The sequence below is a fragment of the Rothia sp. HMSC062F03 genome, assembly GCF_001836905.1.
Classification (GTDB): domain Bacteria; phylum Actinomycetota; class Actinomycetes; order Actinomycetales; family Micrococcaceae; genus Rothia; species Rothia mucilaginosa_A.
In genome coordinates, this window is the sequence record NZ_KV830892.1 from 68,368 (window position 1) to 90,284 (window position 21,917).

General features: G+C 62.6%; 16 protein-coding genes and 1 tRNA gene. 5 read left to right on the top strand and 12 right to left on the bottom strand.

The window, feature by feature from the left end:
* The first annotated feature begins 70 nt into the window (after window positions 1-70).
* Entirely contained in the window at window positions 71-979 is a 909-nt protein-coding gene (locus tag HMPREF2674_RS06820) for an acyl-CoA thioesterase (protein WP_070825243.1), read from the top strand.
* Window positions 980-1,097: 118 nt separating this feature from the next.
* Here the strand turns inward: HMPREF2674_RS06820 and HMPREF2674_RS06825 are convergent, their stop codons facing one another.
* Window positions 1,098-1,673, bottom strand: a complete 576-nt coding sequence (locus HMPREF2674_RS06825; protein WP_049346460.1) for an HdeD family acid-resistance protein — start codon at window positions 1,671-1,673, stop codon at window positions 1,098-1,100.
* Window positions 1,674-1,904: 231 nt separating this feature from the next.
* Entirely contained in the window at window positions 1,905-3,584 is a 1,680-nt protein-coding gene (gene ettA / locus HMPREF2674_RS06830; protein WP_049343810.1) for an energy-dependent translational throttle protein EttA, read from the bottom strand.
* A 70-nt stretch (window positions 3,585-3,654) separates the two neighbouring features.
* On the opposite strand from ettA, the gene HMPREF2674_RS06835 reads away from it, so the two are divergent.
* On the top strand, window positions 3,655-4,176 hold the full coding sequence (locus HMPREF2674_RS06835) for an MmcQ/YjbR family DNA-binding protein (protein WP_246826193.1): 522 nt from the start codon (window positions 3,655-3,657) through the stop codon (window positions 4,174-4,176).
* A gap of 615 nt (window positions 4,177-4,791) precedes the next feature.
* On the opposite strand, the gene trmD is transcribed toward HMPREF2674_RS06835, so the two are convergent.
* The 7 genes from trmD to ffh form a co-directional block, all read right to left on the bottom strand.
* Window positions 4,792-5,739, bottom strand: coding sequence for a tRNA (guanosine(37)-N1)-methyltransferase TrmD (gene trmD, locus HMPREF2674_RS06840; protein ID WP_070825245.1), 948 nt, complete (start codon window positions 5,737-5,739; stop codon window positions 4,792-4,794).
* A 3-nt stretch (window positions 5,740-5,742) separates the two neighbouring features.
* Complete coding sequence (rimM, locus tag HMPREF2674_RS06845) at window positions 5,743-6,393, bottom strand: ribosome maturation factor RimM (RefSeq protein ID WP_070825246.1); 651 nt, start codon at window positions 6,391-6,393, stop codon at window positions 5,743-5,745.
* Between the two features lie 206 nt (window positions 6,394-6,599).
* Window positions 6,600-6,845: an RNA-binding protein gene (locus HMPREF2674_RS06850; RefSeq protein ID WP_005505691.1), complete on the bottom strand. Its 246-nt coding sequence runs from the start codon at window positions 6,843-6,845 to the stop codon at window positions 6,600-6,602.
* A gap of 2 nt (window positions 6,846-6,847) precedes the next feature.
* Window positions 6,848-7,270, bottom strand: coding sequence for a 30S ribosomal protein S16 (gene rpsP, locus HMPREF2674_RS06855; RefSeq protein ID WP_049358453.1), 423 nt, complete (start codon window positions 7,268-7,270; stop codon window positions 6,848-6,850).
* Window positions 7,271-7,518: 248 nt separating this feature from the next.
* Window positions 7,519-8,004 carry an NUDIX domain-containing protein gene (locus HMPREF2674_RS06860; RefSeq protein ID WP_049331372.1) on the bottom strand — a complete coding sequence of 162 codons (486 nt, stop codon included), beginning with the start codon at window positions 8,002-8,004 and terminating at the stop codon, window positions 7,519-7,521.
* 11 nt (window positions 8,005-8,015) lie between these two features.
* Window positions 8,016-10,769 (bottom strand): hypothetical protein, encoded by a 2,754-nt coding sequence (locus HMPREF2674_RS06865; protein WP_070825248.1) that lies wholly within the window; start codon window positions 10,767-10,769, stop codon window positions 8,016-8,018.
* 102 nt (window positions 10,770-10,871) lie between these two features.
* Window positions 10,872-12,449, bottom strand: coding sequence for a signal recognition particle protein (ffh, locus tag HMPREF2674_RS06870; protein WP_049331374.1), 1,578 nt, complete (start codon window positions 12,447-12,449; stop codon window positions 10,872-10,874).
* A 336-nt stretch (window positions 12,450-12,785) separates the two neighbouring features.
* Between ffh and HMPREF2674_RS06875 the strand changes: the two genes are divergently transcribed.
* Window positions 12,786-12,868: transfer RNA gene (locus HMPREF2674_RS06875), tRNA-Leu, on the top strand.
* A gap of 204 nt (window positions 12,869-13,072) precedes the next feature.
* Here the strand turns inward: HMPREF2674_RS06875 and pyk are convergent.
* Window positions 13,073-14,536: a pyruvate kinase gene (gene pyk / locus HMPREF2674_RS06880; protein ID WP_070825250.1), complete on the bottom strand. Its 1,464-nt coding sequence runs from the start codon at window positions 14,534-14,536 to the stop codon at window positions 13,073-13,075.
* Window positions 14,537-15,034: 498 nt separating this feature from the next.
* On the opposite strand from pyk, the gene HMPREF2674_RS06885 reads away from it, so the two are divergent.
* Both HMPREF2674_RS06885 and HMPREF2674_RS06890 read left to right on the top strand, forming a co-directional pair.
* Window positions 15,035-15,607: a flavodoxin domain-containing protein gene (locus HMPREF2674_RS06885; protein ID WP_049331378.1), complete on the top strand. Its 573-nt coding sequence runs from the start codon at window positions 15,035-15,037 to the stop codon at window positions 15,605-15,607.
* Window positions 15,608-16,282: 675 nt separating this feature from the next.
* On the top strand, window positions 16,283-18,193 hold the full coding sequence (locus tag HMPREF2674_RS06890) for a GH25 family lysozyme (RefSeq protein ID WP_070825252.1): 1,911 nt from the start codon (window positions 16,283-16,285) through the stop codon (window positions 18,191-18,193).
* Between the two features lie 908 nt (window positions 18,194-19,101).
* Here HMPREF2674_RS06890 and adhP read toward each other — a convergent pair.
* The gene (gene adhP, locus HMPREF2674_RS06895; protein WP_084824446.1) at window positions 19,102-20,142 is read right to left on the bottom strand and encodes an alcohol dehydrogenase AdhP; all 1,041 of its coding nucleotides are present in this window, start codon (window positions 20,140-20,142) and stop codon (window positions 19,102-19,104) included.
* Window positions 20,143-20,513: 371 nt separating this feature from the next.
* Window positions 20,514-21,896: a hypothetical protein gene (locus tag HMPREF2674_RS06900; RefSeq protein WP_049331382.1), complete on the bottom strand. Its 1,383-nt coding sequence runs from the start codon at window positions 21,894-21,896 to the stop codon at window positions 20,514-20,516.
* Window positions 21,897-21,917: the final 21 nt, after the last annotated feature.

Genomic DNA, 21,917 nt, shown 5'->3' on the forward strand with positions numbered 1-21,917 from the left:
CGCGTCTCAGAGTGTGCCTTCCCACTCTACGCCACCTTCGGCCCCTCTGAAAACGTGGGAAAATGAAAGCATGATTAAGCCCACTGTGACTCAGAACCTCATGCGGATGCTGGACCTCTCCCCCGTCGAGGCGGCGCCCGCCTCCTTCGGCAGCGATGAGGTACTCAGCGGCGTGACGCTCACCCGCGAGCAGCCTCGTACCTTTGGCGGCCAGGTGCTCGCCCAGTCGATTATTGCCGCCGACCGTACGGTTGAGGGGAAGGCCCTGCACTCCATCCACGCGTACTTCCTGCGCCCCGGGGATATTGAACGGGAGCTGTTCTTCTCCACGCAGCGCCTGAACGATAGCCGCTCCTTCTCGACCCGCCGCGTGCAGGTGTTCCAGGATGAGGCACCCATGTTCTCGGCGATTATGTCTTTCCAGGCTGAGAGCCGCGGCCCCGAGCACACCGCAGTGACCATGCCTGATGTCCCGGACCCCGAGTCCCTGCCGAAGGTCAGCGACTACCTGGGCGAGTTGCCGCATCCGATTGCGCAGGCGGTGGCGTGGGAGCGCCCGATTGATATGCGCCACGTGGATGCGCCCCTGTACACTCAGCCGGATTCCTCCTCGACGGAGCCGCGTGCCTGCGTGTGGTTCAAGACCTTTGACCGCCTGGTGCACGCTGATGGTTCCGAGGCTTCGGATGCGGAGCACCGCGCCGCTATCGCCTACGCTTCGGATTATCTGCCGCTGGAGCCGTCTCTGCGCCGTCACGGCAAGTTCTGGCTGGAGCCGGGCCTCAAGAGCGCCTCGCTGGATCACGCGATGTGGTTCCACCGTTCGGCGCGTGCCGACGAGTGGCTGCTGTACGTGCTGGATTCCCCGAGCGCGCAGGGTGGCAGGATGCTCGCGCAGGGTTCGATTTTCAATCGTTCCGGTGAGCTGGTGGCGACCGTGGCGCAGGAAATGATGTTCCGACTGCCCGAGTACCGATAGAGTTTCGGCACTGCAACAGCGTAAAACGTCAAAGCATACAGAAAGACCGTGTGAGGTGGTTGTCTCACACGGTCTTTCTTATGTTCTAGTGTACGGTCTAGAAGCCGTTTGGAAGCTCTTATTTGGCTTCGACGTCAATCACACCGTCCGGGGAAATGTGCACGGTGCGCTTGGTGCGGCGGGAGACGAAGAAGTCACCCACGAACACGAAGCCAGCCAGCATCAGCACCAGGGCAATCAGCCAGACCGCCACCGCGCCGAAGAGCACGGGGAACAGAACCACCAGCAGACCCAGAATCAGGGTTCCGATGGCGGAGAACTGCAGGTGTCGGCCAGCACTATAGCTGAGGTATTTCAACCCCTGAGCGATCATCAGACGAATCAGCGCCCAGGAAATCAGCCACACACCCACAATGGTCGGAATGTACGTCGCCTGCGCGCCCGCAGACGCGGTCAGCAGAATCAGACCAACGACCACGGTCAGGATGCCGTTGACCAGGTCCCAGCCGGTACGCGCCGGCTTCAGCACACCGAAGTAGCGGACCACTTCAAATACGCCACCGAGCAGCACCGCGATGGAGAACACGAAACCCAGAACAGCCAGCGGGGTGGCGGGGTTGGCGAACATGTAGACTGCCGCAGCGACCAGCAGCAGACCGGTGACTAGGGACATCCAGTTATATTTTGAAAGCATGACATCCAATCCTTCGTATTACATGCATGAGATATACGTGCCCATTAAACCACATCTGTGAACCGCACCATAATCCGCTCGATACCAGAGAACAGACTATTTCTACCGGTGAACACACGCCGCCGCTCGCCAGCGAATACGGAATACAGCGCCTACGGCGTCCAGCGGGCACAGCAAAGCCCCGCCTCCTGCGCCATAACAGCATCAGGAGGCGGGGCTCACCACCAAACCCTATCGGGTCAGCTTGCGGTGCACCACGCGGTGCGGCTTAGCAGCCTCAGGGCCGAGGCGCTCAATCTTGTTCTTCTCGTAGGACTCGAAGTTACCCTCGAACCAGTACCACTGATCCGGGTTCTCATCGGTGCCCTCCCACGCCAGGATGTGGGTTGCCACGCGGTCCAGGAACCAACGGTCGTGAGAGACGACCACTGCACAGCCGGGGAATTCCAGCAGCGCATTTTCCAGGGATGCGAGGGTCTCAACATCCAGGTCGTTAGTGGGCTCGTCGAGCAGCAGCAGGTTACCGCCCTGCTTGAGGGTCAGCGCCAGGTTCAGGCGGTTGCGCTCACCACCGGAGAGCACGCCGGCCTTCTTCTGCTGGTCCGGGCCCTTGAAGCCGAACGCGGAGACGTACGCGCGCGAGGGCATCTCAACGTTGCCGACCTGAATGTAGTCCAGACCGTCGGAGACGACCTCCCAGAGGGTCTTCTCCGGGTCGATGTTGGCGCGGTTCTGGTCGACGTACGAGATCTTCACGGTCTCGCCGACCTTCAGGGTGCCGCCGTCGAGGGGCTCCAGGCCCACGATGGTCTTGAACAGGGTGGACTTACCCACGCCGTTAGGACCAATCACACCCACGATGCCGTTACGGGGCAGGGAGAAGGACAGGCCGTTAATCAGGGAGCGGCCGTCGAAGCCCTTCTGCAGGTTCTCAGCCTCGATGACCACGTTACCCAGGCGGGGTCCCGGGGGAATCTGAATCTCTTCGAAGTCGAGCTTGCGGGTCTTCTCAGCCTCCGCAGCCATCTCCTCGTAGCGGGCCAGACGAGCCTTCGACTTGGCCTGGCGGCCCTTCGAGTTCGAGCGGACCCAGTCCAGTTCCTCGCTCAGGCGCTTGGCGAGCTTGGCGTCCTTCTTGCCCTGAACCTCGAGGCGGGAGCGCTTCTTCTCCAGGTAGGTGGAGTAGTTACCCTCGTAGGGGTAGAGGTTACCGCGGTCGACCTCTGCAATCCACTCGGCCACGTGGTCGAGGAAGTAACGGTCGTGGGTCACGGCGATGACGGCGCCCTCGTAGGACTGCAGGTGCTGCTCCAGCCAGAGCACGGACTCTGCATCCAGGTGGTTGGTGGGCTCGTCGAGCAGCAGCAGGTCGGGCTTCTGCAGTAGCAGCTTGCACAGCGCCACGCGGCGGCGCTCACCACCGGAGAGGTGGGTGACGGGCGTGTCGGCGGGCGGGCATCGCAGCGCCTCCATAGCCTGCTCCAGCTGGGAGTCCAGGTCCCACGCGTTGGCGGCGTCGATAGCCTCCTGCAGCTGACCCATTTCCTCCATGAGGGCGTCGAAGTCGGCGTCGGGCTCGGCCATGAGGGCGGAAATTTCGTTGAAGCGGTCGAGTTTGGCCTTAATCTCGCCCACGCCCTCCTCAACGTTGCCCAGAACGGTCTTCTCTTCGTTCAGCGGCGGCTCCTGCAGCAGGATACCCACGGTGTAGCCGGGGGTCAGGCGTGCCTCGCCGTTGGAGGGCTGGTCGAGGCCAGCCATAATCTTGAGGATGGTCGACTTACCCGCGCCGTTCGGGCCAACCATACCGATCTTGGCGCCGGGGAAGAACGACATCGTCACGTCGTTAAGGATGACCTTGTCGCCCACGGTCTTGCGGGCCTTGATCATCTGATAAATAAATTCAGCCATAGTTACCTATTTTAGCGTGGATTCGCCGGGTGTTACGAGAGATTTGGCGAAGGGCACTAGACTCGAAAGTATGAGTACCCGACAGCATCGCCCCGAGAGCATCGACCGCTCCCCCGCTCGCACCCCGGAGGGGGTCACGGATTCCGTCCCCGGGGAGCCCGAAACCTTCGGAGCCCCCGGAGCAGGCGGAGCAGGTGGAGAGCTCACCGCCGAGTCCCTTCAGCCGGTTCTGCACCGCCTCGCGCTCGCCATGCCGTTGGCAACCTCCGACCAGCCGTTCGGGCCGGAACACACGGTGTACCGCATCGGCGGCAAGATGTTCGCCATGTACACCGAGGGCATCGGCTACCCCATTGCGAACCTCAAGACCGACCCCGAGGAATCCGAGGTGCTGCGGCGCATCTACCCCTCCATCATTCCGGCATGGCATATGAACAAGCGACACTGGATTTCGGTGGGTGCCGGCGAGGGTGTCACCGAGCGGGTGCTTGCCGAACTTGTGGAGGATGCCTACCTGCGCGTCATGTACTCACTGCCCAAGTCGAATCGCCCCATCGAATTTCGCGAGCGCCCCGTACCCGAGAAACACTGAGGGCCGCCGGATGCGCGTGCTGGGCAACCGGGCGCGCGCGGGCGGGGTAAAGCGGAGGGTTTAAAAAGCGGAACGGGTGGGCATCCAATCCGGACCATTGGATGCTCACCCGTAAGCATAGGTACTTTTACCCGCGCGACGGAGGGTCATCAACCACGATGAACGCTCGAACCACCAAGCTCCCATCCCATAAAGTGCGGGGTGCTTATACCATGCACCACTGATTAACACTGGGATGAATGAAGTTCTCAGACCGGGCATCCCATGCAGAGGATGCACCCGCGTGATGGCGTCATCTATCCCCGAGGTGAAACTCAGCCGAATCATGCAGTTCGACCGAGTGGGGATTACATGCTTCGCCCGCACTACCGGCACGGGAGAAGTCTGTTCTCGGGATAATCATAGCCTTTTTGCATTAAAGTGTCATATTTTGATTGAGGATTCACGGAATCTTTCGTTGAACGTATATCAACTCGGTTGATTTTCTCGCGTTATACGTTGATTATTCCCTCAATCAAGCCTTGACCTGGGCTTTTACCGCGATAAGCGCCTCCGCACTCCGGGTGCCGACGGCCCGTAAAAACCCGACGCTCGGGTGCACTCCGTGCAACCGGGCTAGGATGCGGCGCCCGCCTCGGGAGCCGAAGCCTCAGACGATGCGGGCTCCGAGGAGGCAGCCTCGGCGGCGTCCTTCTGCTGCTTCGTCTTCTTCTGAGCCGCCTTCGCGGGGTTCGCAAAATGCACCCCGCGCTCAGCCAGGAAGCGGCGGTCCTTCTTATCCCACTGCTCCACCGGGTACGCCTCCAGCAGGTCCGGGCGGCGCTCCAGGGTTCGCTCAATCTGGCGGTCACGACGCCAACGCGCAATCGCGCCGTGATTACCCGAGAGCAGCACCTCCGGCACCTCGCGGTCGCGCCACACGGCGGGCTTCGTGTACACAGGGTACTCCAGCAGACCGCCCGTGTGCGACTCCTCCTCGAGGGAGGCGGGGTTGCCCATCGCGCCGGGAATCAGTCGAGTAATGGCCTCAATCATCGCCATGACCGCGACCTCACCGCCGTAGAGCACGTAGTCGCCCAGGGACACGGGCATCACGCGGAAACCCTCCTGCGCCCAGTCCAGCACACGCTCGTCAATGCCCTCGTAGCGCGCCGGGGCGAAGACAATATGCTTCTCCTCCGCCAGCTCGTACGCCATCGCCTGGTCGAAGACGGCACCCGCCGGGGACGGAACGATGAGCAGCGGGCGGGTATCAGCGGGAGTATCGGCGGCGGGTCCAGTGCCCTCAGGGTCGGCACCCTCAGCAGAGTCTTCGGTGGCAGTCTGCAGCGGGGAGGCGGCCAGAACCTCGTCCAGGGCCAGGCCCCACGGCTCGGGCTTCATCACCATGCCCGCCCCACCGCCGTACGGGGTGTCATCCACCGTGCGGTGACGGTCAAAGGTGTAATCGCGCAGGTCGTGCAGGTGCAGGTCCACCAGGCCCTTCTCGCGCGCCTTACCCAGCAGGGACAGCTTCAGCGGTTCCAGGTACTCGGGGAAAATCGTGACCACGTCGTAGCGCACGGACTACTCCCCCGCCCGTTCGGTGGCCTGTTCGGCCTCCTCAACCAGGTCAATCAGACCCGCCGGAGGGGTCAACAGCACGAAGCCGGGCTCCTCCTCGGTGGAGGGAACCACCTCGGGCACAATCTCCTCGACGAAGGGAATCATGATTTCCTCGCCCGCGCCGGAGGCCAGGCGCGGCGAACGAGCCAGCTTAATGAGCAACAGGTCCTGAACCGGCATGGTCTGCAGCCCGGTCACCTTGCCCAGCGGCTCGCCCACGGCCGGGTTATCCACGGGGCTCTCACCCTCGGGCACATCCGCCAGCAGGTACACGGGCAGGTTCACGAGCTCCTGCTCGTAGAAGCCCTCTTCCTCGCCGTCGTCCTCGGGAACCTCGTAGACCAGGCGGGTGCCGCGCAGCTCCTCCGCCTGGTTGCGGGTGGTCACCTCATCAAAACGGACCACCAGAATCTTCTTGTTCCAGCGGGCACCGGCAACCGTCAGCTCACCGGTGGGGGCCACCGAAGCGGCAGCAGAGCCGGGCTTGAAATTCTCAACACCGAGTACCTCACCGCGGGCAAAACGCTCCTGCGGGGCATCAGTAAAGAGCTGAACCGTCACCTCGCCGTGAATACCGTGCGGCTTACCGATACGAGCCACCACAACCTGCATAATTTTCCTCCGCTGGGTACAAGTCGAACCTATGCCGCACGTCTGCACGGCTCCCACTATTCTACCGGGCACCCCGGGCGGACGCACTCTGCCGCCTCGTCCCCCCCTCCGCGGCGACCGGGGTGAGCGCTCGCGAACAGAGTCCGGGTACGCGAACGCCCCCGCCTCCGGAAATCCGGAAGCGGGGGCGCTTCAAACGTTACGAGCTAGCGTCGCTTCTTGTCGGTGTCGATAATGTCGATACGCATCGGCTCGCCATCAGAAATAGCGTCCATCACCAGACGGATGCTCTTGGCGGTGCGACCGGACCGGCCAATGACTCGGCCCAGGTCATCCGGATGCACGCGAACCTCAAGGGTCTCGCGGTGACGCTGGGTGCGCAGGCGCACCTTCACGTCCTCCGGACGATCGACAATCCCTCGAACCAGGTGTTCGAGTGCGTCAGCCAACATGATTACTCAGCTGCTTCCTCAGCCTCAGCCTCGGGAGCTGCTTCCTCAGCAGCCTCTTCAGCCTTCTCAGCCTTGGGGGTGATAGCCTCGGGCAGAATCACGGAACCCTTCTCGGGAACAACGAACTCGGCCTTAGCCTCGACGGGCAGAACCTTGGACTCTGCCTTCTCGCCCTTGAATGCAGCCCAGTCGCCCGAGAGCTTCAGCAGAGCCAGAACCTGCTCGGTCGGCTGTGCGCCGACGGAGAGCCAGTACTGAGCACGCTCAGAGTTGATCTCGATACGCGAGGGGTGCTCGGTCGGGTGGTAAATACCAATCTCCTCGATGGTCTTACCGTCGCGCTTGACGCGCGAATCAGCGACCACAACGCGGTAACGAGGATCGCGGATCTTACCCATACGCTTGAGACGAATCTTAACAGCCACTTTAGTGGTTACTCCTGTTTCATAATTTGGTGCGAGGCACGCGGTTCAGCACCCGTGGGGCGGGCCATTCACGGCGCCTCTATGGACACAACGGCGCGCGAAGAGAGGGGTCGCGCGTCGCCGGGTACTCAGTTAGGGTATCAGAGCCCGAGATTTTAAGCTAGCGGCCGTGCACATTTAATTGCGGTTAATCGCCGCGGGCCCCTCCAATGCCCGCAAAAGGCTGACGGAGGGGCCCGCAAGCCCCGCTAGTCGAGGTTGCTCATCTCCAGGGTCTCCCCCGTATCCAAGGCCCGGTAGCACTCGCGCAGGCGGTGCACCATCGAGGGGCGCACGTAGCCCTCCAGATTCTCGGGGGCCACCCACTCGTAGGTCACCAGCTCGGCGTCCTGCAGGGTAATCTTCGTATCCGCCGCAATCACGCCACCGTCATACATGTAGTAGGTGGAGTCACCCCACACGCCCAGGGCCAAGCCGTGGAAAATCAGCAGCACGCGGCCCAGCTTCAGGTCCAGGCCCAGCTCCTCCACAATCTCACGCTCGCATCCGGGCTTGGGGGCCTCGCCAGCCTCCACGGTGCCGCCGGGCAGAATCCAGCCGTCCTTATAGTTCGGCTTGACCAGCAGCATCTCGCCACGCTCGTTGCGGATCAGAGCACCAGCCGCCAGGCGGCGCGTGGGCAGGGTCGCGATAAAAGCCTTCAGCTCTTCATCGCTCAGGTAGGTATCCCTCATCGTAGTTCTCCTTAACGTTCTTTCGGCGCGCGCACGCGACGCACCATGTTCCGGACTCGCTCGCGCAGGCTCGGGTTCGGGTTCGATTCTTCCCCGGGTTCTTCCGCGGTACGGTAGTTGCCCTCGCGCAGCTCGTCAATCAGGGTGCGCTTGGCGGGGTGGTGTTCCCGCCCGCTCTCACCAGGATGCACGACCTCCGCGGGGGTCGCGGCGGGACGACCCTCGTGGCCGTGCTTCTCCAGCTGGGTACGTTCGAAGGAACGCACGACGGCCGGAATCAGCGCGGATTCAACCGTGGCGTTCAGGGCAAAGATTGCGGCGGCTACCGAGAACTTGCGGCTCGCCCTACCCTGAGCACGGCGGCGGCGCGCCACATTCGCCAAGGTCAGAGCGATAGCGCTCTGAGCCGTAACGTCCGCACCCAGGACAAGACCCACACGGCGGGTCTTCGCACGAATCTGCTCCGGGGTCAGACGCTTGCGGCGCGAACGCGGAGCAGAGCCCTGTACGAAAGAGCCCTGCGGCGCAGGGGGCTGGGGCGCCGGGTCTTGGGGTGTGCTCGGCGCAGGCTCATCGCTCGCCGCGGCATCATTCGCTAGCGCGGCGGAACCCTCGGAAGCCCGCTGGATTACCGATGCTTCGTGCGGCTCCTTGTGCGACACGGGGTCGGCCTCGCGCAGGGCGCTGTCGAGGGACAAGCGTCCTTCTTCAGCCTCCACGAAAGAGTCCGGGGCCGATCCCTCCGGCGAACCCATATGGGTGTACTCGTAGGGAATGTGCCCGTTATTGATGGCGTCCATCCACTCGGCGAGGGTCACTCGGCGACCGGTCGCCACCAGCTGATAGCTACGCTCCAGAGGCGAGGTGTAGCCATCCGGGTAGGGTTCAATCTCCTCGTCGTCCTCGAAGGAATCATCCTCCGCGGCAGTGTCCTTAGAGACAGGGCTCCCAGAGATAGTGTTCTCGGAGAAGGTAGCCTCGGCAACGGAGTCTTCCAGCGGGAAGGTAACGTCCACAGCTTCAGATGCCTGCGCCTCATCAGTAGCTTCAGCCGCATCAGCTGATTCAGCAGAACCGGCGGGCTGTGCGAGCTCCTCATCCTCGGAGCCGAAGATACGGGCCGTGCTAATCGAGGCCACGTCAAAGCCGGCGGTCGGCACCAGCGCCAGCTCGGTGGGCACGCCCAGAAGCTGCAGGACCGATTCCAGAGCCAGGGTGTTGCTCGTATCGCGAAGGTACGCGTTCAGGCGGCGGCCGGTCGTAGACTCAGCCTCAACACCGAACATTGCCATCACATTGGCGATGCTCTGCGCTAGCTCTTCCTCATCGGAACCAAAAATTTTCGAGCCGGCAAGCTCCGGAGCCGTTCCGGGAAGACCCGCGAGCAGATCCTCCAGCAGGCCGTCGTAACGGGCCAGCTCCTCCACGCTGAAGGCGCGGTTCAGGCGCTTGGGCACGCGCTGCCAGCGGAACTCCTCCACGATGCTCTCGCGAGGCTCACCGAAAGCCTCCAGGTACCACTCGTCCTCGGAGTAGGGCTCGAGGGCGGGTTCTTCGCAGACCACCAGGTGCTGCTGGTTCACGTTACCCTCAACGATCAGGGCGTTGCAGCTCAGCAGCCCCAGCAGGGCCATAAGGTCCACCGGGTCGGCCGAGATGAGGGTCCACTCCCCCGCCGGGGCGGCCACCACCTGCCGAGTACCGGCCGGAAGGTAGGCCAGGAGAAGGCCCGTAATCATGTCGATGGGCAGGTCGACGAGCATGGCGGCATCGCCGTCCACGTAGAACTCCAGCTCCTGCACGGTGCCGGGCAGCGCCTCCCATTCGGTCGCCTCGCCCTCCATAGCGGCACCGGTGACCGGGAGCTTCTCAACCAGCTGGGCCACGTAATCCTCGATGGGGGCGCCCAGGCTCAGCGTGCCGTCTGCCACCTCCAGAACGTTCAGGTACCCCTCGGAGTCCACCGCGCAAAGCACGTGGAGCTGCACCTGCGTCTCCCCCAGCTCGTAGGCGATGAGCTCGGAGTCGCCGGCCGTGGCCTCGATGAGGGCGGCAATCAGCTCCTCATCAGTGGTGGAGCGCGCCATGATGCGGCGGCGCTGAATCTTTTCCTCCAGCTCAAGGTTCCGGTCACTAGGCTCCTCGCCCCGCGGTTCGGTTTCGCCGCCCTCGCCCGAGCGTTCAGGGCTCACGGATTCGTCCGGGTCGGAGGGCGCGGGGGCGCTATCCCACAGGCCCGAGAGCTTGTCGACGGTCCACTCCTCGCTCTCCAGGTCGGCGGCGATGCGGTCTACCCGGCTGCGGTCCTGCCAGGAGTCCGCCGCAGAGTCCCGGTTGGTTCCGTGCATACTGCGAGCCTCGCGGATAAGCCTCAGCAGGGTCGCGGTCACGTCGTCGACGGCCGGCTCGTCGCTCTCGCTGGAGTAAACGAGATCGCCGGTGACGTCGGCGGAGTTCTCACCGTAGTCCAGGGCAAGACGCACCCAGAGAGGAACGTATCCGGGGAGCCCGGGCAGCTGTTCGTCGTGGCCGTCAAACGAGGGCTCGAGCACCGCTCCGAGTTCCGACTCCGTCTCGTCCGAGGCGACCTCCCCCGCGGTATCACGAGCCGGAACGCTTTCGGGCAGGGAGCCTCCGCCAGACAGTCCTCGCACCTCGCCATGCTGGGCTTTGTCAGGCTGAATCTCGCCGTACTGGGTCTCATCGTGCTGAGTCTCGCCGGTACGCGGGTTCTCGCGCTCCCCGTTCTGCTCGTTCTGAGTCATTGTCCCTCCCTTCGGCCCCCTCATCGGGCGCCATACCGGTACGGGTGCGCACCGTAAAGTCGATGCGCACCCGTACCGCCCCTTGCGGGGTTGCGTCTGCTACTACTGCAGGAACTTCTCAAAGCCCTTCGGCAGGTTCATGCTGGACAGATCCATTTCCTGGTTCTGAGCCTGCTGACCGAAGGCAGCGCCGGCGCGTGCCTGCTGCGCCTTAGCTGCTGCCGCCTCCTGGGCCGCACGCTTCTGCGGGTTGCCGGAGCGGGCCTTCTTCTTCTTGTTGTTCTTCGCGTTCTTGCGAGCACCACCCGCCGCAGCAGCCATACCGGGCATCTGCATACCGCCGGGCATGCCGGGCATCTTGCCCGAGGCGAGCTTCTTCATCATCTTCTGAGCCTGGGCGAAGCGCTCCATCAGCTGGTTCACCTCAGACACGGTCACGCCCGCACCCTTAGCGATACGGGCACGGCGGGAACCGTTAATGATGCGCGGAGCCACGCGCTCGTGCGGGGTCATGGAGCGAACAATCGCCTCCACGCGGTCAATCTCGCGCTCGTCAAAGGCCTCGAGCTGCTGACGCATCTGAGCCGCGCCGGGCATCATCATGAGCAGCTTCTTCATGGAGCCAAGCTTACGAATCTGCTGCATCTGAGCCAGGAAGTCCTCGAAGGTGAAGTCTTCCTGGTCGATGAACTTCTTCGCCATGCGGTCGGCTTCGGCCTTATCCCACTGAGCCTCGGCCTGCTCGATCAGGGTCAGGATGTCACCCATATCCAGGATGCGGCTTGCCATACGGTCCGGGTGGAACTGCTCAAAGTCGGTCACGTTCTCACCGGTGGAGGCGAACATAATCGGCTTGCCGGTCACCGAAGCCACCGACAGGGCCGCACCACCGCGGGCGTCGCCATCCAGCTTAGACAGGACAACACCGGTGAAGTCCACGCCCTCGTTGAAGGCGTTGGCGGTGTTCACGGCGTCCTGACCGATCATCGCGTCGATGACGAACAGAACTTCGTTCGGCTCAATGGCGTCGCGGATATTGCGTGCCTGCTGCATGAGCTCGGCGTCAACACCCAGACGACCCGCGGTATCGACAATCACCACGTCGTGCAGCTTGGCGCGAGCCTCGGCCACACCGTCACGCGCCACCTGCACGGGGTCGCCGGTGGGCACGTCAAACTCGCTGGTCACACCGGGGTGCGGTGCATAGACGGGCACGCCCGCGCGCTCGCCGACGACCTTCAGCTGGGTCACCGCGTTGGGGCGCTGCAGGTCGGAGGCAATCAGCATGGGGGTGTGACCCTGGCCCTTGAGCCAATAGGCCAGTTTGCCGGCCAGGGTGGTCTTACCGGCACCCTGCAGACCCGCGAGCATGATGATGGTCGGGCCGCTCTTGGCCATATTGATGCGGCGGGTAGAGCCGCCCAGGATGCTCACCAGCTCGTCGTTCACGATCTTGACGATCTGCTGGGAGGGGTTGAGCGCCTCGGAAACCTCCGCGCCGAGGGCGCGCTCCTTCACGTGGGCGACGAACTCGCGGACCACGGGTACCGCGACGTCGGCGTCGAGCAGGGCGCGACGGATTTCGCGGACGGTTGCATCAATGTCTGCCTCGGAGAGGCGGCCCTTGCCGCGCAGGTTCTTAAAGGTTGCCGTCAAGCGGTCGGAGAGAGAATTGAACACGATCCGTGATCACTTTCTTAACGTTGAGGTGGCCCCACCGCGGGGGCGTGCGGGGATGGTTAGTCAGTCCTTAAGGATACAGGATGCGCGCTTTCTCCCCCGCTAATGCCTGTGGATAACGCGCGGGGTTCACCGCGAGCTCAGCAAAGGGCCGCCGGCGAACGCATCCGAGGCCGTCTTCGGCGTGCGGGTTGCCAGACGTTCACCCGGCGCTCAGGGCTACCCGCAATGAGGTCGGGGCTACTCTTTTCCACTCCCTCCGCACCCCGCTAATGATTAGATTTTCTAGACCGCCTGGGTTAGAATCTTAGAAGTGTCGCGCTCCGCGTGCGATGCGCCCGAGTGGCGGAATTGGCAGACGCGCCTGACTCAAAATCAGGTTCTTCGGAGTGTGGGTTCGAGTCCCACCTCGGGCACCAACGCAAAAGCGGCGGGAAAGTTTGAAGCTTTCCCGCCGCTTTTCTATACCCGCGCATCCCAGCGTTGCCGCGCAAGCTACCTAATCCCCATAACAAAACCGCCGCCCGGCCGTGATAGTTCACAACCGGGCGGCGGTCTCTATGCACCGAGTGTACAGGCTGAGGATTACCCTCAGCTACGCATCGGAAAGAATGGTCAGCGGCTTAGCGCTTGACCTCGTTCTCCTCGTAAGGACGCAGAGTTTCGCGCTCACCGTCTGCACCGAAAACGCGGTGTACCTGAACCATGTTGGTGGTACCGGCGCGACCCGCGGGAGCACCGGCAACCACGACGACCAGGTCGCCGGCTTCTGCCAGACCGTTCTTGAGCAGGTACTCGTCCACGAAGGTAAAGATAGCTTCCTGATCAGTAATCATCTCAACCTGCTCAGCTTCAACACCCCACAGCATGGACAGGAAGGAACGAACCTTCGAGCTGGTGGTGAATGCAACCACGGGGGTCTCGGGACGCAGACGTGCCAGACGACGTGCGGAGTCACCGGACTGGGTGAAGGTCACGATGAGCTTTGCATCCAGCTGATCGGCGATGTTCACTGCAGCACGGGTGATTGCGCCGCCGCGGGTGCGGGGCTTGCGATCCAGTTCGGGCACACGGTACAGGCCGCCCTTTTCGGTATCCTTGACAATCTCGGCCATAGCCTGCAGGGTCAGGATCGGGTACTTACCGACCGAGGTCTCACCGGAGAGCATCACGGCGTCTGCACCGTCGAGGATTGCGTTAGCGCAGTCAGAAACCTCTGCACGGGTGGGGACGGGGTTGTCGGTCATGGACTCGAGCACCTGGGTTGCCACGATAACGGGCTTTGCCCAGCGGCGTGCCATGTCGATAGCCTTCTTCTGAACGAGGGGAACCTCGGAGAAGGGCAACTCAACACCGAGGTCACCACGAGCAACCATGATGCCGTCGAACTTGTCGATGATGTCCTGCAGGTTGTCCACTGCCTGGGGCTTCTCGATCTTGGCGATGACGGGTACGCGAATGCCCTCTTCCTCCATGATCTTGTGGACGGGCTCAACGTCTGCACCGGTACGGACGAAGGAGAGTGCAATGATGTCCGCACCCATCTTCAGGGCGAAGCGCAGGTCGTTGGCGTCCTTCTCGGTCAGTGCGGGCAGAGAGACCGCAGCGCCGGGCAGGTTGATGCCCTTGTTGTTGGAGATGGGGCCGCCCACGATGACGCGGGTGCGCACGCGGGTGGGGGTCACCTCGATAGCCTCGAGGCGAATCTTGCCGTCGTCGAGCAGGAGCTTGTCGCCGAGCTTTACGTCGCCAGGCAGACCCTTGTAGGTGGTGCCGCAAATTTCTGCGGTACCCTCAACGTCTTCGGAGGTAATGGTGAAATCGGCGCCGGGCTCAAGGTATTCCTTACCGTTTGCGAAGCGCTCGAGGCGAATCTTGGGGCCCTGCAGGTCGGCAAGGATAGCAACGTCCTTACCGAGCTTTGCAGACTGTTCGCGGATGGTGTTGTAGCGTGCCTGGTGCTCGGCGTGGTCACCGTGGCTCATGTTCAGACGGGCGACGTTCAGGCCAGCCTTGATTGCCTCGGAGATCTTCTCGGGAGATTCGATTGCCGGACCGATGGTTGCAACGATTTTTGCGCGCCTCATGTACCTAACCTTTGTGTGTTGTTTCGCGCACCCCATGAGGGGAAACGCCGGTTTTTCGGGGAAGGTCACTACTGATTTCCCACTCATTCCCACGCTTTCCAACAAAATGGAACATGCCGAAGGCGTAGGATTCTTTCTCAATTATAGGGGTTTTACAGCCTCTTGGGTATGCCTATTTCGGTCTTTCTGACGGGGAATTAGTGTTTCACCTCGCACCCCAAAATCTTCTCCCGCGCACCCCCGGCATCCCTTCCGCGCAAAGTCGCGGTATACGGCATTTGAGGCACTCCCCACCAAGAGAAGATAAGCAATGTAACAATTGGTCACGCCCATTAACCTTCGGGCGTGTTTGTGAGCTCAGGGTCCCTTCTTGTGAGGACCTATGAGAAAATATATGAGGCTTCCAAGGCTAGGCGATTTCACATTTTCGCGCGCCTAGCATATATTGGAAGCAATAATTAGTATTTGAAATGCGAAATATATCTGGAAGGTTCACAGATGACTACTCGCGTGCTGATTATCTTCGGCTCCACCTACGGCTACACCGAGCAGTACGCCACCTGGCTGGCAGAAGATCTGCGTGCACTCCCGCAGGCCCCCGAGGTTGAGACTGTCCCCGCTTCCAAGGTCACCCCCGAGCAGGCAGAGGCATTCGATGCCTTCGTGATTGCCGGTAGCGACTACGGTGGATTCCTCAACGGTGCCCCGGCCCTTCGCAAGAAGATTTTGCCGGTCATCGCCCCGAAGAAGAACCGCACCGCGTTCTTCACCGTGTCCTTCACCGGTGAGTACTCGAAGAAGCTGCTGGACAAGGCCGTAGCTAAGAGCTACACCCCCGAGCTGACCGAGGGTCGTCCCGTTTACCACCTGCGTGGCGGCATCGACTTCGATAAGATTTCGCTGGCTCACAAGACCGCCCTGAAGGGCCCGGTCCGCGCATGGCTCATGGCGAACCCGAACCCCAACGAGGGCATCAAGCAGATGCTCGAATGCTACAAGACCGGTAAGGCAGAGTATATCGACCGCGAGAGCCTCAAGCCTCTGGTCGAGGACATTGCCAAGTTCCTCTAGGATTGCGCTAACGTAGCCGTTCTGAGGAATCGCTTAGCTTTCGTGTGTACCCCGCTCGAACGCACCGGGTATCCCGTTCAACGGTTGAGACGGATGCGTTCGGGTGAGGGATACGCGATTCAAAACGTGCCGATTGGCACCATAGAGTGGTCGATGACTTCATCTCTCCTGCATCGGCCATGAAACTCCGGGTACCGGTGCGAGGCCGCGCCAAAAAACAGTACCCGGAAACCGAGGGGTGGGTCTTTGTGTGTGCGGCCCACCCCTTCTTTCATGCCCTCTCCACCGGCCCGAGGTACCCCATTCTCCGCACGACGCCGAAAAATGCGCACGGACGAAAAAAATAACCGTCCAAAACCCCCCGGAAACATTGCGTTTCGCGGCGCGCGTACCGTACCCTTTTAGCTGTGCCCGTCGGCGCCTGCCACCCCATCACCGGCCAGCCACCCCGCGGTGGCGCATCTTCTTCCGGTGGCAGAATCCAACCACGAATCCACGAGGGACCACTGTGCCCTCAACGGATTGTCGCGCCCGAACGCGGCCGCCATTTCACTCACATCACCGGCGACCGTACCCGAACGCCCACTACAGAACGATTCGTTCGTTCCGTGTCATGCTGTTCTACCGTGCGCCGGAACCACACCATTCACAATCAACTCAAACACAGGCATAAATATGAAGATATTCCAGACTGCCGGGCGCTCCGCGGCAGCCCGCTCCCTCATGGCATCGGCCGGTGCCCTCTCCCTCCTGGCGTCCTCTCTGACCGCAGTTCCGGCGGCCTTCGCGGCCCCCGAGGCTTCCACAAGCCCCGCGGCTACCGCCAGCGCACAGCCCGTCGATGCGAACACCTCGTACGAGAACCTCACCTACGCACCCGCCCCGGACCCCGCACAGGTTGAACGCGACAACCCCGCCATGGGTGCCGGCGAGCGCGAACGCATGGGCACCGCTAATGCCCGCACCGGCGCAACCTCCGCTCCCACGGCAACCCTGAGTGGGCTCGCCGCGGGTAGCTCTTCAGCACAGGCGCTGGCCCCGGGCCGCTCCGCCTGGACCCCCAGCGGTGGCACCCTCGGCATGGACGTCTCCTCGCACCAGCAGAACGTAGACTGGGCAAGCGCCTGGGCGGCCGGTTCCCGATTCGCCTACGTAAAGGCCACCGAGGGCGGCTACTACACCAACCCCTACTTCGGTCAGCAGTACAGCGGCTCGACCTCCGTTGGCATGGTGCACGGCGCCTACCACTTCGCCAACCCCCGCACTTCCTCCGGTGCCGATCAGGCACGCTACTTCGTGCAGAATGGCGGCGCGTGGACTGCCGACGGCAAGACCCTGCCCGGCCTGCTGGACATCGAGTTCAACCCCTACCCCGCCTACGGCAACACCTGCTACAACATGACCGCGGCGCAGCTGACCGCCTGGATCCGCGACTTCGTGGACACCTACCGCGCGCTGACTGGTCGCGCGCCCATGGTGTACACCGCAACCTCCTGGTGGTCCCAGTGCGTGGGCTCGCAGGAGTTCGGCTCCCTGCCGCTGCACCTGGCCAGCTACTCCACGGTCGTGGGTCGTATTCCCGCCGGCTGGAACGGTTACGACATCTGGCAGTTCACCGACTCGGGCCCGTTCGTGGGTGACTCGAACTTCTTCCCCGGCACCGTGAACGACCTGCAGGTTCTGGCGAAGAACCCAAAGGCTGTGCACCGCAACTGGTCGAACGGCCAGGACCGCGCTGTGGAAGACCGTTCGGCAGAAGACCGCGCCGCTCAGAACCCGAACGTGGTCGTCACCCCGACCGGTTCGATTGATATTCGCACCGGCATTGGCGTGGCCTGGAACCGTAACCGAAGCTTCTACGGCAACCCGGTCGGCGGCGAGTATAGCCTGGGCTACGGCGTGTACGCCCAGAAGTTCAGCAACCGCAAGACCATCTACTGGACGAACGCGAACGGGGCCCACTGGGTGGTGACCGACGGCGGCCTCGATCACAAGTTCCGCTCTAACGTGGCCCGCTACCGCGGCCTGACCACCGATGAGGGGGGACGCTTCCAGACCGTGGCGGTCTCCTTCGCCAACGGGGAGGGCGCCTACTGGACCGAGAGCACCGGAACCCATACGCTCAACGAGCGCGGCGGCATCTATTGGGCCTGGCGCAATTCCGGTGCCCAGGGTGCACCCACCACGGATGAGGAGAACCTGGGCGGCGGCATCGCCAAGCAGGAGTTCTCCGGCCGTCGCACCTTCGTGTGGAGCGCGAAGACCGGCACCCACCTTCTGCGTACCGGCGGCGCGTTCTACTACCGTTTCCTGGAGCACCGCAATGCCTGGGGCGCCCCGGCAACCGACGAGACCGCCAACTCCACGGGCGCGCAGGTGCGCTTCGCCTCCGGCAAGATGCTGCTCTGGTCGGATGCGTACGGCGCCTACGAGACCAACGGTAACGGCGCGATCTACAACCACTGGGCTCGCAACACGGCTCGTTACGGTGCGGCTCGCGGCAACGAGTCCTACGCGAACGGGGTGTACTACATGGATTTTGAGCGCGGCACGATCCGCTGGACCGCTCAGCGCGGCATCTACTAGGCCTACGCCCTAGCAAACATCACGGATATAGAGAACGAGGGGCACCTTCTGCCACAGAAGGTACCCCTCGCCGTTTCCGCTCCGAGGATGCTAAGCCTCTGCCGAGTGTGGGCAGAAGGGTTACACACTGCCGCGAGCGGGGTGGGTTACCGAGTGAGTAGAGAAACCCGGTCATGTTACCCGTGCCGGCAGGTAAGTTTATGTCGTACCCGAGAAGGTAGTTGAGTCATCTCGCGAGGCGGGCCCCGGATTAGTGTGGCGAACGCAATCCCCCTTGACTACGTCCGTGGGGCCCACACTAACCGCTGTGAGGCCTAGTCCCAGGAGGTGTCTAGAGGGGCAGCCTGACCGGAAGTAGGACTCATGGCGAATGACGGCACGGTACGAAGATGCTGAAATTCACCCGGGATGCGGCGTTCCTGGGAAGGAACCGATATCTAGGAGGGCGGTTCCTTCACACGCCGTGTCCCTCATTCAAGGATAGGTCGAAGGAGGGCTTTCCGCCCATCATTTCGGAAAATATTACGTCTCAACCGTTGATTGAAAGTTTACCTGATAAAAATATATTTTGAATTCTTTGGATGTCTAATAGTGCATATTTTTCGGGTGATTTACTGGAGTTTTTGAGATAATCCTCGATTATTTCAAAATAATTTTATGGATATATTACGTTTAGGTGTTTCGCACTCTCAGCGGTAACGCCGAGCTTTTCCATCCAGAAATCTCTCTTGCGGAAACCCTTGCCACAGGCTGCGGAAAGCCCCGGAGCGCAACGCACACTAGGGCGCACCCCGTGCCGTATGCACCGCGAGAAAGTACCCCTACTCCCCCGCTACACGGGATGCGCCCTAGACGTTTCATCGCCCGATCAGCCGCGGCTCACGCCGCACGCACCGGGCTCGCACCTCCTAGAGGCTTGCGAAATCCAGCACCATGCGGCCGGTAATCGTGCCGGCGGCCATCTCCTTGAAGACCTCCGGTGCCTCGTCCACGGGGCGCAGCTTCACGACGGGAACCACGATGCCGTCGGCACCAAACTGGAAGGCCTCCGCCAAATCCTGACGGGTACCCACGAGCGAGCCCACCACGCGGATGCCGTCCAGAATAATCTTCACAATGGACAGCTCCATCATCTCGGAGGGCAGGCCCACGGCCACCACGGAACCACCCGCGCGCACCGACTCCACCGCCTGGTTGAAGGCGACCTTCGACACTGCGGTCACCACGGCGGCGTGGGCGCCACCGTCGGTCAGCTCACGAATACGGGCCGGAACGTCCTGCACCTCGCGGCCGTTGATCACGTAGTCGGCACCGGTCTCGCGGGCCAGAGCAAGCTTGTCGTCGTTGATATCAACGGCGATAACCTTGGCACCGAAAACCTTCTTAGCGTACTGAACGGCAAGGTTACCCAGACCGCCAGCACCGTAGGCGACCAGCCACTGGCCCGGGCGAACCAGCGATTCCTTAATGGCCTTGTAGGTGGTCACACCCGCGCAGGTAATCGAGCTGGCCTGCGCCGGGTCCAGGCCCTCGGGCACCTTGACCGCGTAGTCGGCGGGCACCAGGGTGTACTCGCTCATGCCGCCGTCGACGGTGTAGCCGGCGTTCTTGACCGAACGGCACAGGGTCTCGCGGCCCGAGGTGCAGTACTCGCAGTGGCCGCAGCCCTCAAAGAACCAGGCCACCGACACGCGGTCGCCCACCTTCAGGGACTCAACACCCTCGCCGACCTTGACGACACGGCCGATGCCCTCGTGACCGAGGATGCGGCCGGGCACCTCGCCGAAGTCGCCCAAGGCCACGTGAAGGTCGGTGTGGCATACGCCCGAATACTCAATCTTCACGAGCGCCTGGCCGTGACCCACGGCCGGGACGGGAACCTCACGAACCTCAACCGAGCCATCAACCTTCTCGGGAACAACAACAGCCTTCATGGTTTCCTTGCACATGACCTAAAACTCCTTAGTCATCGTTGACCGCACACGGACCGTATACCAGCGGCGCAGGTGCGCGTATTCTTGACACTTCCACCGTAAAATGACGAGCCGCCAATCGGAAGGACCCTTCCCAAATATGACGAAGGGGATGTTTAGGAATCTACAAACCAATGTTGATAAGTTTTCGATAAGGTCCATTCCGACTAATGCGCTAAACCGCCAAAGGTTGAAATGACGCTATGACAAAGCAACACAGAAGATGAGAATGCCTCCCAAACCAGCGGTCTGGGAGGCACTCAGAAAAAATTTAAATATTAAGTTTGGTGCGCACAGTACCCTAAAGGTAGGGTTCAACCCGCACCTATACGGTTCCTAGCGGCATCTTAGAAGCAGAAAGCAACCTCGACCGAACCGGCACCGCGCTCACCCGAGGCGCTCGGGGCGTTCATGGCCCAGCCCAGGTCACTCACGTACGCGGTCGTATCCATGTAGGTTCCACCGCCTGCACCACCGCCGGCCAGCTGCACCGTACCCACCGCGTAGCGGGAACGAGCCGGATCGTTATTCCACTTTTGCGAAACCACGCGGGCCGAGACGCTCAGCGCCGCACCCGAGCCACCGCCGCCGTAACCGGCACCGCCGCCTCCGGATACCACCGACTGGTAGCCGTTAAACATCGCGCCCGCATTCGAGGGGGACGCGTCGGTGCCCGCGGGGGTCTGGTCCCACTGGTACGAATAGCTGACCACGCCATCCGCGCCCTTCGCGCGGAAACCGCTCGGGCCGGTCTCGCCCGCCGCCGCGCTGCTCACCAGCTTCTGCGTGGAGGTGCTCGAGAAGCCAATCACGGAACCGTCGGAGGTCGGCGGGTCCAGCTTCTCACCGCCACCACCGCCCATGCCGTTCATAGCGCCCGAACCGGGGTTCACCTTCAGCAGCGGCACCGACTGCGCCGTGTACGAGGTGAAACCCACGAAACCCGGGGAACCGTCGCCGTCGCTGGAACCGGCGCCTCCGCCGGTGCTGAACTGGTGGCGGCGACCGGAGCTATCCAGGGAGTAGTAAGCCGTCGCCTGCAGCGCACCCGGCTTCGCGGGGCTCGGCAGATCCGTCGCGTACGTGGCCAGAGTTCCCGCGCCGCCGCCACCGCCGGCGACAATCATCGGCACGCCGTCCACCTCAATCGCGGAAGAACCGCCGCCCGAGGAGGAATAAAGCACGGCGTTCATGCCGCCATGTCCCATCACACCACCGGTGCGGCCGGTCAGGCTCTCAATCGCGGCGACCACATCCGCAGGGACCGGGGAGGAAGCCTTCGAGGAGCCGCCCACGCCGTAGCCGTCACCGCCCTCGGCCGGGGTCAGCTCACCGTTACCGATGCCGCCCGAACCGGCCGTCAGGGTAATCACCTGGCCGCCGCGCACCGGCATGGATCCCTCTACCAGGGCGCCCGAACCGGCGTCCGCAACGGCGTAGTTCGTGCCGCCGGCACCGCCAATCACGGTGAAACGCATGCGTCGGGCACCCGCGGGCACGGTCAGAACGGCAACCTTCTTCACGCCGTCACCGGCGGTAATCAGGGTGGAATCCTCGTAGGGGCCGGTACATTCGCCTTCCTCGGGGGAGGCGGCAAAAGCGGGAACCAGGGTCGAAGCAGCGACGGCGGGGGCAGCCCAGGCCGCACCGGCCACGAGACGACGACGGGTCAGGCCCGAACGGGAGGAGGGAGAAATTGGGCGTGAAGAATCGCCGGAAGAAGAGCTCACGATATGTGTCCTGTAGTTGAG